Here is a 12,794-nt window from a genome sequence, read left to right on the forward strand (position 1 = left end):
CTGCGTCCCTGCGTCCCTGCGTCCCTGCGTCCCTGCGTCCCTGCGTCCCTGCGTCCCTGCGTCCCTGCGTCCCTGCGTCCCTGCGTCCCTGCGTCCCTGCGTCCGGACCGGTGTCCCGCCGGGGGCCAGTCGGGGTTCGGTCGGGGGGTCAATCTCGGCAGGATGCCTCTCCCGCCCAGAAGTTGAGGCGTTCGCGCACGACGGGATAGCCGGCCCGGGTGAAGTGGGCGGCCATCGGCGTGTTGCCCTGGTCGGTGGCGGCGGCGATGAACTCGGCTCCGCGCTCGGCGAGATGGTGCGTGCACTCGGCGAGGAGGTCGAAGGCGTAGCCGTGGCCGCGCTGTTCCGGCAGGACGCCGATGAATCCGACGCAGGGACCGGCGGGGTTGCGGGCGGGGATGTGGATGCCGGCCAGTGCGCCCTCGGGCGTGCGGGCGACCTGCCACCACTCGCGCGGCGACGGCATCCACCGGAAGATGTCCATCTCCTCCTGGGCCGCCTGTTCCACCCCGCCTTCCGCGATGGCCCGCAGGGCATGGGCGTCGAGGGTGCGGGAGTGGATGCGGCGCAGGGCGTCGTGGAAGACCGCGTCGTCGGGTTCCGGGGAGAAGCGGAGGCGGCCCGGGCGTTCGGGCAGGCCGTGGACGGGGGTCCAGCGGTAGACGAAGCGTTCGGCCAGCAGTGCGTACCCGGCCAGGCCGGCGGCGGCGGTGCGGGTGGCGACGGCGGCCCGGCTGCCGGGGACGTCACGCCAGCCCGGGGGCAGGTCGAGTTCCAGTTCCTCGGTCCGCCAGGGCGCGCTGCGCAGGAGTTCGGCTCCCGCCTCCTCCTCGCCTTCCTCGACGTCGAACCAGTTGATCACGAGCGGCTCGGTGTCCTCGGGGCGCCCCCACCAGGCGGCACGGGCGACGGGGCGCCCGGCGCGCAGGGCGACGCGCTTCCAGTCGGGGCGGTGGAGGGTCAGCCGGTGCTTCTCGCGGAAGCCCAGCGGGTCGGGCAAGGTGTCGAACAGGTGCGCGCTGCTCGCGTCGAGCGCGCGGACGACCGGTGCGGTCATGGATTCCTCCGGGAGGCGTACGTGGCGCGGCGCTCCCGGTCAGGTCAGACCCGGCACGCCCGGGACACGGGGAGGGAGGAGCGCTGGATGACAGGGACCTGCATGACGCTCGCCTCCTTCCGGCCGTCTCGGGCGTGACGGTCACGGTAGGCGGGCGCCCGTACCGGCGTCCACACCTTTTGCGCGGCCCCGGTCCGCGGGCGCTCCGGGGCCCGGAAAAGGCCCCCTCGGCGGCGACGGCGTAGCGTGGGCATGTGAGATCGGTGCGCGGCCGGCGGCCGCGTCGGGACCGGGACGGGCGCGGCTGGTTGCGCGGCGCGCCGCCGCCGTGGTGGGTGCGACTGCTCCCGGTGCTGCTGCTGGTGGCGGTGTCCCTCGCGACGAGGGTCACCTCGCACGCGCGCGATCTCGGCTTCCTGCTCGGCGCGATCCCGCCGCTCGCCGTCCTGTCGTACGGTCCGTGGGGCACCGCCGTCCTCGGCGGTCTGGTCGTCCTCGCGCTGAACCTGCCCGTCACGCATCTGAACCGGCCCGGCGACACCGATCTGCTCACCATCGTGTTCGTCGCCCTGCTGAGCGTCTTCGTCTCCTACGTGCGCAGCCGCAGGGACGCCCAGCTGGACACGGAGCGCGCGATCGGCGAGGCGGTGCAGCGGGCCGTGCAGCCGCCGCTGCCGAGGCGTGTCGGACCGGTCGGGTGCGCGGGCTTCTACCGCGCGGCCCAGCACGGGACGCTGGTGGGCGGCGACTTCTTCGACGTGCGCGACGGGCCGTACGGCGTGCGGGCGGTGATGGGCGACGTCAAGGGGCACGGGCTGACGACGGTCACGACCGTGGTGTCGCTGCTGGGCGCGTTCCGTGAGGCGGCGCTGGACCAGCAGGAGCTGGAACGCGTCGCCGCCCGGATGGACCGCAGGCTCGCCGTGGACTCGGCAGGCGTACGGCACGCGGAACTGTTCGCCACGGTGATGCTGCTGGAGTTCTCCGGCGACGCGCGGACGGTGCGGCTGGTGGTCTGCGGTCATCCGCCGCCCGTGCTGCTGCACGCGGGGCGGGCCCGGGAGATCACCGTCCCGGCGTGCCCGCCGCTGGGCATCGGGCTGCTCGACCTGGATCCGCCGAAGGAACTGACGGTGACGCTCGACCCGCTCGACCGGCTGTTCGTGGCCTCCGACGGGGTCTGGGAGGCGCGCAACTCCTCCGGCACCTTCTATCCGCTGCCCGCCCGGCTCACCGCGCTCGCGGCCACCACGCCCGCCGGCCTCCCGGACGCGGTCTGGGCGGATCTGCTGCGGCTGCGGTACGACGTGCGCGACGACGCCAGCATGCTCGTGCTGACCCCCGCGCCGCCGGACTGACGGCCGGGCGGACGAACCAGCTCACGGGATTCGAACACACCCACCGAAACGCCATGCTTCGCCACCCCTTCCGCCACGTAGAAATATCTACGAGCATGCATATGCCGGGTTGGAGTGGGCTCACACCGAACGTCCCGGCCTCGGTCTTTCCCCGCACCCCCGCGAGGCGAGTGACGATCACCCGGAGCGGTAGATGTCGAACAGGATGTGGATGCGCGGCGTGGAGTGGCTCGCCGCGGCGGCGCCCGACCCCCGCACGTGCAAGTGGGACTGGGACCACGGCGAAGGGGTCGCGCTGCTGGAGGCGGGCCGCTTCTGGGACGTCCTGAGCGTGCCCGAGCGGCTCGGTCTGGTCGCCCTGGACATCCTGTGGCTGCCCTCGCCGCACGCTCCCGGGCCGACGCTGGTGGACAGCGCGGCGGCCCGCATCGGCTTCTTCCTCCCGCCGGACCCGGGAGACCGGTGGGTGGGCGACGGGCTGCGGTACGCGACGCGGGGCTCCTGGGTCGCCGTCCCCCCGCCGTACCGGCCCGCCCGCTCCCTGGAGTGGCTGGTACCGCCGGACGGCACCGGCATCCTGCACCGGCCCGACACCCTGGAGGCGGCCCTCCGCCAGGCCAACGGCAGACTGGCCGTACTGGCACCGCCTCCGGGCCCCTGACGGGACCAGCGGCGCCGGCCCGGCGGGCCTCCGGGTCCCTGACGGCGCAGGCCGAGCCGGCCCGGCGGGCACGGCGGACTCAGCAGGCACGGCGGACTCGGCGGGCTTGGCGGACTCGGCGGGCACGGCTGGCGCGCCGGACTCGGCGGGCACGGCATGCGCGGCGGACACGGCGGGTCAGCCGCGCTCCGGTTCACCGTCGGGACGGGCCCGGGGTACGGCGCCCTCGGGACACGCGCGGGGTCCGGCACCCTCGGGGCGGCCATGGGCCACGGCGCCGCTCTCGGGACGCCTGCGAGGCGCGCCGTGCTCGGGGCGCACGCGGGACACGCCGGCCTCGGCGAGAGGGCCCGGCGTGAACCGTGCCGGTGGCGTCCGGGCGGGGTCCGGCTCGCCCGGCACCGTACGGCCGAGGATCCGCCACTCCAGGAGGAGCTGGGCGTAGATCGGCTCACGGAACCGGTCCACCGCGCCCGCGCGAGCCGGCCGGTCGCTCCGGGCGGCCCGCGCACCCCGGCGCGTCAGGGCCGTCCCGTCCGTACGGGCCGTCGCGAGCGTCATGCCCATGCGTGCACGGCCGTCCACGCGAGCGGTCCGGTCGGCCGGGACCGCCCCGGCCGCCGTCCGGCCCTCGCCGCGCCCGTCGCCTCGGCCGGGCGCACTCCCCCGCCGTTCCCAGGAACCCGCACGGCCCGTGCGATCCGTGCGGCCCGCACGGTCCACGGCGTTCGCGTCATCCACATCATCCACGTCGTCCACGTCGTCGGTGGCGTTCATGCCGGGGCAACGTCCGGGGCGCGCGGCCGGTACGCCCGGACCCGTGGGCTCACCGGCCCGGGTGAGCACAGCCCTCGAACGGAGGGTTCCGCCCGTCCGACAAGCATCCCGGGCAAGGCCGACAGGCATCCCGGGCAACGCCGGCAGGCATCCCGCGCAGGGCCGCCGCGCGGAGCCCCCGCACAGCGCCGGCACCGGGCCGCGCGGGGCACCCGTACGGCCGACGGGCGTGGCGAGGTGAGCGCTCCTATGCTGGGGGCCCGGGTCCGGCGTCCCACCCACCGCACGTTCACCTCGCGTCCCTGGAGTTCTCACGTGCTTGGAGTCAGCCCATGTCGCGAACATCCGCACGCCTGCGCAGAGGGATCACCGCAGCCGCGGTGGCCGGGGGCCTGACGGTCCCTCTCACGGGCACCCCCGCCGGGGCCGCACCCGCGCCCACGGCACTCACGGGACCGGCGGCGTCCTCCGTGTCCGCCGGCCCGCTGCCCCTCGCCCCCGCCGCCGATCCGCCCGGCCCCACTCCGTCGGCCAGTCCCACCGCCTCCCTGCCGGGCACCGGCGTCCGCGAACTGACCCCGGCCGTGGCGCGGGAGCTCGACGCCGCCGTGCGCAAGGTGATGCGCGAGGCGGACATCCCGGGTGCGACCGTCGGCATCTGGACGCCCGACCACGGGAGTTACGTCCGCTCGTTCGGTGTCGCCGACAAGAGCACCGGTCAGCGGATGTCGCCGGACCTGTCGATGCGGATCGGCAGCGAGACCAAGACCTTCACGGTGACCGCGCTGCTGAAACTGGTGGACCAGGGGAAGGCGGGCCTGGACGACCCCATAGGCAAGTACGTCGACGGCGTGCCGAACGGCGACCGCATCACCCTGCGGCAGCTGGCCGGCATGCGCAGCGGACTGTTCAACTACTCGGAGGACGAAGGCTTCTTCAAGGCCCTCACCTCCGACCCGGAACGTCCCTTCACCCCGCAGGAGCTGCTCGACTACTCCTTCAAGCACCCGGTGATGTTCCCGCCGGGGAGCAAGTTCTTCTACTCCAACACCAACCTCATCCTGCTCGGGCTGGTCGTCGAGAAGCAGAGCGGGCAGAAGCTCGGCGACTACATCGCCCAGCACATCCTGCGGCCGGCCGGCATGCGGCACACGGTGTTCCCGACCGGCGCGGAGTTCCCGGACCCGCACGCGCAGGGCTACACGAACCAGACGGCCGACGGCAAGGTCGCGGACGCGGCCGACTGGAACCCGTCCTGGGGCTGGGCGGCCGGGGCGATGATCTCCCGGCTCGACGACCTGCGGGTGTGGGCGCGCACGGTGGCGACGGGCGAATACCCGGACGGCGTGCGCATGGTGGACCCTGCCACGCAACGGGAGCGGCTCGTCACCCCGTCGACCTCGGTCCCCGGGGTGGGATACGGGCTGGGCATCTTCGATGTGCACGGCTGGATCGGCCACAACGGCTCCCTGCCGGGGTACGAGTCCCTGACCGTCTATCTGCCGTCGGCGCGGGCCACCATGGTGGTGCTCCTGAACACCGACATCAGCCACGCGGGCCAGGAACCGAGCACCCTGCTGGGCAAGGCGGTCACCGGCATCGTCTCCCCGGACCACGTGTACGACCTGCCCGCCGCGCCCAAGGGCCGGTGAACCCGGCGGCGGGGCCTGCCGTCCGGAACGACGTGCGGGGCCCCGACCGGCCCCCCGTTCCGGTCGTGCCCCGCAGACGGGAACCTACGTGCGAAGTCCGGACCGCGGCCATCGCGCCCGTGCCCTCTCGGAGGCGGTGAGCACTCACCCGTGCACAGGTGAGTCCGCTTGGTGCGCGTTCGTCCCGCCGAGGGCGGGTGCCGTGAGCGCGCCGGTGGCCAGATGGGCGAGGACGACCTCGTACAGGTCGTTGCCGCCGGCCAGCAGCTGTCGTTCCAGCACGGGTTCGGCGGCACGGACGTGCTCGCGCACGGTCTGGGCGTGGACGCCGAGGTCCCGGGCGGCGCGTTCGGCGTTGGCGCCCGCCTCGATCCAGGCGCGCAGGGTGCCGCGCAGGTCGCGGCCGTCGCCGTCCAGCCGGGCCAGGAGGTCCCGGGCCCACAGACGGGGCGCGGCCGAGCCGAGCAGGCCGCCGAGACCGGCGCGCGCCGCCGGGCGGACGGCCGTACCGTCGCCGTCGTACGAGCCGTGCGCCGCCTCGTTGTTGAGCGCGAGGCGGGCCGCGGCGCGGGTGGTCAGGTCGGAGAAGTCGGCGCCCAGCAGCGCCTCGACGCGGTCCATGCGGGCGCGGACGGTGTTGCGGCTGACGCCGAGCACCTTGGCCGCGCTGACCGCGGTGAAGTCCAGGCCGAGCCGGGTGGTGGCGAGGAGTTCCGCGCGGGTGTGGTGCGGCAGGGTGTCGAGCGGGCGCAGCACCCCGGCGGACCAGGCGCGCAGACCGGCCGGGTCCAGGAGGCGTTCGGGGTGGGTGCGCGTGGCGTAGACGGCACTGCGGTCGGGACGGAACCGTGCGACGGCGAGGGCGCTGACGGCCTGCCCGTAGGCGGTCGCGGTCCGCGCGAGGCGCTGGCGCAGACTGCCGCCGAGGAAGGTGTCCGCCCTGCCGTCGAGCACGGAACGCAGCCGGTCCCCGGCGGCGGGTGCCGGTCCGACGACGATGACGTGGCCGTCCACCGCGGGGCAGCGCACGACGAGCGCCTGTCCCCGGGTGGCGTCCACGCACGCGTCGGCGAGGGCGTCGCGCCGCTCCGGGGCGCTCTCGACGACGTACACACGGACGGTGTCGTGTTCGAGGAGACCGGGCCACAGGCCCGCGGCGACCCGGCGTGCGGAGACGACGTCCTCGACCATCAGGAGCTGCAGGATCGCCAGCCGCAGATCCGCCGAGGCGCGTCGCAGCCGGTGCGCGGACTCCGTCAGCTCCCGCTCCCTCAGGAGGAGTTCCAGGACGCTCGCGGTGCCGTGCAGGATCTCGGTGGTGCGCCGGTCGAAGGGTTCCGGGCGGGCCACGGCCAGTACCGCGGCCGGGGCCTGTCCGGGGTGCCGTATGCCGACCAGGCGGATCCGGCGGCCGTCCGCGTCGAGCGCGGCGGAGGAGATCCGTCCGGAGAGCAGGCGGTCGAGGACGGCGCCGTCGAGCGGCAGGCGCTCACCGGCGAGGAGGGAGCCGTGCGCGTCCTGGAGGCAGACGTCCGCCCGGACGGTCCGCGCGAGCCAGCCGACGACCCGTCGCGGATCACGTCCGGCGGAACCCAGCTGGCCGAGCAGCTGCTGCGCCCAGGTGCCGTGGGTGTCCTGCGGCTGCTGGGCGCGGGGGCCCTCCTCGGCTCGGGCGGCCACGTCGTGCGTCTCCTCGTCGTCGTGCTGACCTCGGCGTTCCGACGCCGGACGTTACCCGAGACACGGTCCGGTGGGATCCCCCGTTACGGCAACACCGCAACCCCCTCACGGCATAAGCTCGGTGAATGGCGAAGTACTTCGACGTGCATCCAGAGAACCCGCAGCCGCGTGGCATCGCCCAGATCGCCGACGCGGTGCGCGCGGAGGCACTCATCGCATACCCCACCGACTCCTGTTACGCGCTGGGCTGCCGGCTGGGCAGCCAGAACGGGATAGAGCGGATCCGTTCCATCCGGCATCTCGACGACCGGCACCATTTCACCCTGATGTGCCGGGACTTCGCGCAGCTCGGCCAGTTCGTCCGCGTGGACAACGACGTCTTCCGCGCCGTGAAGGCGTCGACCCCCGGCAGCTACACCTTCATCCTCCCGGCCACCCGCGAGGTGCCGCGCAGACTGCTGCACCCGAAGAAGAAGACCGTGGGTGTGCGCATCCCCGACCATGTGGTCACCCAGGCCCTGCTGGCGGAGCTCGACGAACCGCTGCTGTCCAGCACGCTGCTGCTGCCGGACGAGAAGGAGCCGATGACCCAGGGCTGGGAGATCAAGGACCGGCTGGACCACGTGGTGGACGTGGTGGTCGACTCCGGCGACTGCGGGACCGAACCCACCACGGTCGTGGACTTCTCCAGCGGCGAGGCGGAGATCGTACGGCGGGGCGCGGGGGACCCCTCACGCTTCGAGTGAGCCGGGCGGGGCACAGGAGACCTCCCGCGGTCCGCGTGTGATCATGGTCCGCGTGCGACGGGCGGGGCACGGGAGCCCCCGCCCGGTCCGGGAACCCTCACGGTCCGTGTGGCACGCGGGCACCGCGCTGAGGGGTACGGCAGCGGTGACGGCCGTGCGCGGCATGCCCGCCGGCCGCCCCCTCCCGTCGTCGTGGATCTTGCGTGACAGCATGTGAGGCGCACATGGGCGCCGAGGGGATTCCGCCTCGGGGCACCGAGTCCTCAGGAGGCTTCTCGTCATGACCGCCGTACAGGGAACAGCAGTCGACATCCCGACCGCGGACGGCGTCGCCGACGCCTATCTCGTCCACCCCGCCGACGGCCGGCCGCACCCCGGCGTCCTGTTCTTCCAGGACGCCTACGGACTGCGGCCGCACCTGCGGGCGATGGCCGACCGGCTGGCCGCCGCCGGATACACCGTTCTGGTGCCCAACGTCTTCTACCGGGCCGGCCGCGCCCCGGTGGTGCCGCTCGGCGAGTTCATCGACCCGTCGGCCGATCCGACGCTCTGGGAGCGGCTCGGTCCGCTGGTCGGTTCGGTGGGCGCGGCGGAGGCCTCGCGGGACGCCGATGCCTACCTGGGCTGGCTCGCCGACAGCCCGCTGGTCGACGACGGTCCGGTCGCCGTGACCGGCTACTGCATGGGTGCCCGGCTGGCCCTGCGGGTCGCGGCCACGCACCCCGGCCGGGTCGCGGCGGCCGCCGGGTTCCACGGCGGCGGCCTGGCCACCGACGCCCCGGACAGCCCCCACCTGGGCGCCGGGAACATCACCGCCGAGCTGTACTTCGGCCACGCCGACCAGGACCACTCGCTGCCCGAGGAGCAGATCCGGCTCCTGGAGGAGACCCTCACCGCGGCCGGGGTGCGGCACACCTGCGAGGTCTATGAGGGCGCGCGGCACGGCTACACGCAGGCCGACACCCCCGCCTACGACCGCGAGGCGGACGAGCGGCACTGGTCCGCCCTGCTCGGCCTGCTCAAGCGCGCCCTCTGAGGCCCGGCCGGCGCCCGTCGTACGGCGGGCGCCGACGGGATCCGTCCATCTCATTGACATGTACGCAACCTGCCCGCCACGCTGAGAGCGCTCTCAAGCAGGTACGGACCATTCCCCGTGCCACCCCGAACCCCACACGGAGGTGGAGAGTGCCCCACGCCCTCGCACGCCCCGCGCTGTCCCTCGCGGCCGCGACCGCCCTGTTCGGCACCGCCCTCGCCCTAGGCTCACCGGGCCGCGCCGAGGCCGCCGTGCCGGACACCATCCCCCTGAAGATCACCAACAACTCGGGCCGCTCCGACCGGGTGTACATCTACGACCTCGGCACCCAGCTGTCCACCGGGCGGCAGGGCTGGGCCGACTCCGGCGGCGCCTTCCACGCCTGGCCGGCCGGCGGCAACCCGCCGACCCCCGCGCCCGACGCGTCGATCGCCGGACCGGCCGCCGGGCAGTCCGTGACGATCCGGATCCCCAAGTTCTCCGGCCGGGTCTACTTCTCCTACGGCCAGAAGCTCGACTTCCGGCTGACCACGGGCGGCCTCGTCCAGCCGGCCGTGCAGAACCCCTCCGACCCCAACCGCAACATCCTGTTCAACTGGTCGGAGTACACGCTCAACGACGCCGGACTGTGGCTCAACAGCACCCAGGTGGACATGTTCTCGGCGCCCTACGCCGTCGGCGTGCAGCGGGGCGACGGCAGCGTGAGCACCACCGGGCACCTGAAGAGCGGCGGTTACAACGGCGTCATCAACGCGCTGCGCGGCCAGTCGGGCGGCTGGTCGGGGCTGGTCCAGACCCGCTCCGACGGCACCGTGCTGCGGGCGCTGTCCCCGCTGTACGGCGTGGAGACCGGGGCGCTCCCGGCGACCGCGATGAGCGACTACGTCAATCGGGTCTGGCAGAAGTACGCGTCGTCGACGCTGACCGTGACCCCGTTCGCGGGGCAGCCCAACACCAAGTACTTCGGGCGGGTCTCGGGGAACGTCATGAACTTCACCGACTCCTCGGGCGCGGTCGTCACCAGCTTCCAGAAGCCGGACGCCTCCAGCATCTTCGGCTGCCACAACCTGCTGGACGCGCCCAACGACGCCGTGCGCGGCCCCATCTCCCGCACGCTGTGCGCCGGTTACAACCGGTCGACGCTGCTGACCAACCCCAACCAGCCGGACTCGTCCTCCGCGAACTTCTACCAAGACGCGGTGACCAACCAGTACGCGCGCGCCATCCACGCGCAGATGGCCGACGGCAAGGCGTACGCCTTCGCCTTCGACGACGTCGGCAACCAGGAGTCCCTGGTGAACGACGGCAACCCGCAGCAGGCGCTGCTGACCCTGGACCCGCTCGGCTGACATGCGGCGGTCCCGCACGCGGAGGGCTTCCGCGTGCGGGACCGTGCTGTCATGCCCCGGTTGAGGCGATCAGCTGGTCGTCAGGGCGGTGTCGTCCACGACGAAGCTGGTCTGCAGGGAGCTGTCCTCGACTCCGTTGAACTTCAGCGTGACCGTCTGGCCCGCGAAGGAGGAGAGGTCGAACGTCTTCTGGCTGTAGCCGGAGGCGGCGTTGAGGTTCGAGTACGTCGCCAGGCTGGTCGAACCGGCGGTCACCGTCAGCTTGTCGTACTGGGTGCTCGCGGTGGTCTCGCTGGTGTCGATGTGCAGGTAGAAGGTGAGGCTCGCCCGGCAGCCGGCCGGGATCGTCACCGACTGGGACAGCGTGTCGGTGTGCGTGGTGCCGTACCCGTCGAGCCACGCCTTGTACGAGCCGCCGTGCGCGGCCTCACCGGAGTCGGTGGTGATAACACCGGAGGTGGCGGTCCAGCCGGTGGCTCCCGACTCGAAGCCCGGGTTGGCCAGCAGTTGGCTGGAGGAGCAGCTGCCCGCGGCCCGGACCGTCCAGGTGAAGGCGGCCGTGCCGGTGGCACCGGTGGAGTCGGTCACCGTGACGGTGGTGCTGGAGGTGGCCGCCGTCGTGGGCGTACCCGAGATCAGGCCGGTCGAGGAGTTGATCGACAGCCCCGCGGGCAGTCCGGTCGCCGCGTAGCTCAGGGCGCCCGCGTTGGTGCTGCTCGCCGAGATCTGCAGGTTCACCGCGGTGCCGACGACCGAGGACTGGCTGCCCGGGTTGGTCACCGTGACGCCGTTGGCGGGCGGGTTGATGTGGCTGCCCACGTTGATGCCGGCGAAGGCGTTGCCCACACCCGCGTACTGGGTGGAGTTGGTGCCGTAGAGCGCGGCGGCCGCGTTCAGGGCGGCGGTGCGGGCGGCCGCGTAGTTGGTGCTCGACGTCATGTACGACGTCAGCGCCTTGTACCAGATCTGCAGGGCGGCGGCCCGGCCGATCCCGGTGACGGCGACACCGTCGGACGTCGGGCTGTTGTACGTGACCCCGTTGATCACCTTGGTTCCGCTGCCCTCGGAGAGCAGGTAGAACATGTGGTTCGCCGGGCCGGAGGAGTAGTGCACGTCGAGGTTGCCGACGCCGGAGTACCAGCTGTCGGCGGAGCCGCCGTCCTTGCTGGGCTTGTCCATGTAGCGCAGCGGGGTGCCGTCGCCGTTGATGTTGATCTTCTCGCCGATGAGGTAGTCACCGGGGTCCGAGGCGTTGTTGGCGTAGAACTCGACGCCGGTGCCGAAGATGTCGGAGGTGGCCTCGTTCAGACCGCCGGACTCACCGGTGTAGTTGAGGCCGGCGGTGTTGGAGGTGACACCGTGGCTCATCTCGTGGCCCGCGACGTCCAGGGAGGTCAACGGGTCGTTGTTGCCGGTTCCGTCGCCGTAGGTCATGCAGAAGCAGCTGTCGTCCCAGAACGCGTTCACGTACGCGTTGCTGTAGTGGACGCGGGAGTAGGCGGCGACGCCGTCGTTCCTGATGCCGCTGCGGCCGAAGGTATTCTTGTAGAAGTCCCACGTCACGGCGGCGCCGTAGTGCGCGTCGGCGCCCGCGGTGGCGGCGTTGGACGTGGTGCCGTTGCCCCAGGTGTCGCTGGTCTGCGAGAACAGGGTCCCGGTGCCGGACGTGCCATGGTTCAGGTTGTACGTCTTGTGGCCGCCGCGGGAACCGTCGGTGAGCGTGAAGTTCGACCCCGACTGCGTGGTCGTCAGCGTCACCTGGCCGCTGTACTGGGTGTTGCCGACACCGGACTTGACCGCCTGGTAGCGGTACAGCTCCTTGCCGGTCATGGCGTCGCTGATGACGTGCAGCTGGCTGGGGGTGCCGTCGTCCTGGAAGCCGCCGATCACGGTCTCCCAGGCGAGCTTCGGGGTCCCGTCGCCGGCCCAGATCACCTTGCGGGCACTGTCCGCCGCGGGCTTCTTCGCGTCGAGCGTCCGGGCGGCCGTCAGCGCCTTCGACTCGGCGGCGGCCTTGGTGAAGGTCGCGGTGGTGGAGGCGACCTTCATGGTGTGCTTGTTGTTGAAGGTCGCGCTCACCGTGCCGGCGGCCGACGAGGCGGGCGGGGTGTGCACGACGAGGTCGCCGCCGAGGACGGGGAGTCCGGCGTAGGTGCGCTCGTAACGGGTGTGCACCGTACCGTCGTTGTCCTTGACGACGTCCCGGACGACCAGCTTCTCCTTCGCGCCGAGCCCGAGGCTGCGGGCGGTCGCGGCGGTCTTCTGCTGGGCGTCCTTCACCAGCGTGCGCTGCTGGGCCGGGCTGAGCTTGGCTTCCAGGCCGCCGGTGCGCAGCGGGCTGGGGTGGGGGGCGGCGGGCTTGGCGTCGGCGGGCACCGCCTGGATGCCCACCGCCAGGAAGGCCGCTGTCGAGACCAGGGCTGCTCCGACCGCGGTCCGCTTGCCGGAAACACGTCTGTGGGGAAGGGGTCTCACTCG

General features: G+C 72.9%; 10 protein-coding genes. 6 read left to right on the plus strand and 4 right to left on the minus strand.

What is annotated here, in order from left to right; all coding sequences use genetic code 11:
* Nucleotides 1-148 precede the first annotated feature (148 nt).
* Entirely contained in the window at nucleotides 149-1,057 is a 909-nt protein-coding gene (locus ACIPRD_RS11370) for a GNAT family N-acetyltransferase (RefSeq protein ID WP_401562289.1), read from the minus strand.
* Nucleotides 1,058-1,311: 254 nt separating this feature from the next.
* On the opposite strand from ACIPRD_RS11370, the gene ACIPRD_RS11375 reads away from it, so the two are divergent.
* Nucleotides 1,312-2,415: a PP2C family protein-serine/threonine phosphatase gene (locus ACIPRD_RS11375; protein ID WP_356402983.1), complete on the plus strand. Its 1,104-nt coding sequence runs from the start codon at nucleotides 1,312-1,314 to the stop codon at nucleotides 2,413-2,415.
* 193 nt (nucleotides 2,416-2,608) lie between these two features.
* Complete coding sequence (locus ACIPRD_RS11380; protein ID WP_356402986.1) at nucleotides 2,609-3,076, plus strand: hypothetical protein; 468 nt, start codon at nucleotides 2,609-2,611, stop codon at nucleotides 3,074-3,076.
* 177 nt (nucleotides 3,077-3,253) lie between these two features.
* Here the strand turns inward: ACIPRD_RS11380 and ACIPRD_RS11385 are convergent, their stop codons facing one another.
* The gene (locus tag ACIPRD_RS11385; RefSeq protein ID WP_401562291.1) at nucleotides 3,254-3,853 is read right to left on the minus strand and encodes a hypothetical protein; all 600 of its coding nucleotides are present in this window, start codon (nucleotides 3,851-3,853) and stop codon (nucleotides 3,254-3,256) included.
* Nucleotides 3,854-4,185: 332 nt separating this feature from the next.
* Here ACIPRD_RS11385 and ACIPRD_RS11390 point away from each other — a divergent pair, with 332 nt between their 5' ends.
* Nucleotides 4,186-5,505 (plus strand): serine hydrolase domain-containing protein, encoded by a 1,320-nt coding sequence (locus tag ACIPRD_RS11390; RefSeq protein ID WP_401562292.1) that lies wholly within the window; start codon nucleotides 4,186-4,188, stop codon nucleotides 5,503-5,505.
* A gap of 144 nt (nucleotides 5,506-5,649) precedes the next feature.
* Here the strand turns inward: ACIPRD_RS11390 and ACIPRD_RS11395 are convergent, their stop codons facing one another.
* On the minus strand, nucleotides 5,650-7,185 hold the full coding sequence (locus ACIPRD_RS11395; protein ID WP_401562294.1) for a helix-turn-helix domain-containing protein: 1,536 nt from the start codon (nucleotides 7,183-7,185) through the stop codon (nucleotides 5,650-5,652).
* A gap of 125 nt (nucleotides 7,186-7,310) precedes the next feature.
* Here ACIPRD_RS11395 and ACIPRD_RS11400 point away from each other — a divergent pair, with 125 nt between their 5' ends.
* The 3 genes from ACIPRD_RS11400 to ACIPRD_RS11410 all read left to right on the plus strand — a co-directional run bounded on the left by ACIPRD_RS11400 (nucleotide 7,311) and on the right by ACIPRD_RS11410 (nucleotide 10,316).
* Complete coding sequence (locus ACIPRD_RS11400; RefSeq protein WP_356402998.1) at nucleotides 7,311-7,931, plus strand: L-threonylcarbamoyladenylate synthase; 621 nt, start codon at nucleotides 7,311-7,313, stop codon at nucleotides 7,929-7,931.
* A gap of 280 nt (nucleotides 7,932-8,211) precedes the next feature.
* Nucleotides 8,212-8,967, plus strand: coding sequence for a dienelactone hydrolase family protein (locus ACIPRD_RS11405; RefSeq protein WP_401562296.1), 756 nt, complete (start codon nucleotides 8,212-8,214; stop codon nucleotides 8,965-8,967).
* A gap of 149 nt (nucleotides 8,968-9,116) precedes the next feature.
* A complete protein-coding gene (locus tag ACIPRD_RS11410) occupies nucleotides 9,117-10,316 on the plus strand; it encodes a glycoside hydrolase family 64 protein (protein ID WP_356403003.1) in 1,200 nt (399 codons plus the stop codon).
* Between the two features lie 69 nt (nucleotides 10,317-10,385).
* Here the strand turns inward: ACIPRD_RS11410 and ACIPRD_RS11415 are convergent, their stop codons facing one another.
* Nucleotides 10,386-12,791: a M4 family metallopeptidase gene (locus ACIPRD_RS11415; protein ID WP_356403006.1), complete on the minus strand. Its 2,406-nt coding sequence runs from the start codon at nucleotides 12,789-12,791 to the stop codon at nucleotides 10,386-10,388.
* Nucleotides 12,792-12,794: the final 3 nt, after the last annotated feature.

The sequence above is a fragment of the Streptomyces sp. NPDC090108 genome (assembly GCF_044747185.1).
Taxonomy (GTDB): Bacteria; Actinomycetota; Actinomycetes; order Streptomycetales; family Streptomycetaceae; genus Streptomyces.

Excerpts from the sequence above, each read along its gene's own strand:
- ACIPRD_RS11370 (WP_401562289.1), bottom strand. The coding sequence starts at position 1,057 with ATGACCGCACCGGTCGTCCGCGCGCTCGACGCGAGCAGCGCGCACCTG.
- ACIPRD_RS11380 (WP_356402986.1), top strand. The coding sequence starts at position 2,609 with ATGTCGAACAGGATGTGGATGCGCGGCGTGGAGTGGCTCGCCGCGGCG.
- ACIPRD_RS11385 (WP_401562291.1), bottom strand. The coding sequence starts at position 3,853 with ATGAACGCCACCGACGACGTGGACGACGTGGATGATGTGGATGACGCG.
- ACIPRD_RS11390 (WP_401562292.1), top strand. The coding sequence starts at position 4,186 with ATGTCGCGAACATCCGCACGCCTGCGCAGAGGGATCACCGCAGCCGCG.
- ACIPRD_RS11400 (WP_356402998.1), top strand. The coding sequence starts at position 7,311 with ATGGCGAAGTACTTCGACGTGCATCCAGAGAACCCGCAGCCGCGTGGC.
- ACIPRD_RS11405 (WP_401562296.1), top strand. The coding sequence starts at position 8,212 with ATGACCGCCGTACAGGGAACAGCAGTCGACATCCCGACCGCGGACGGC.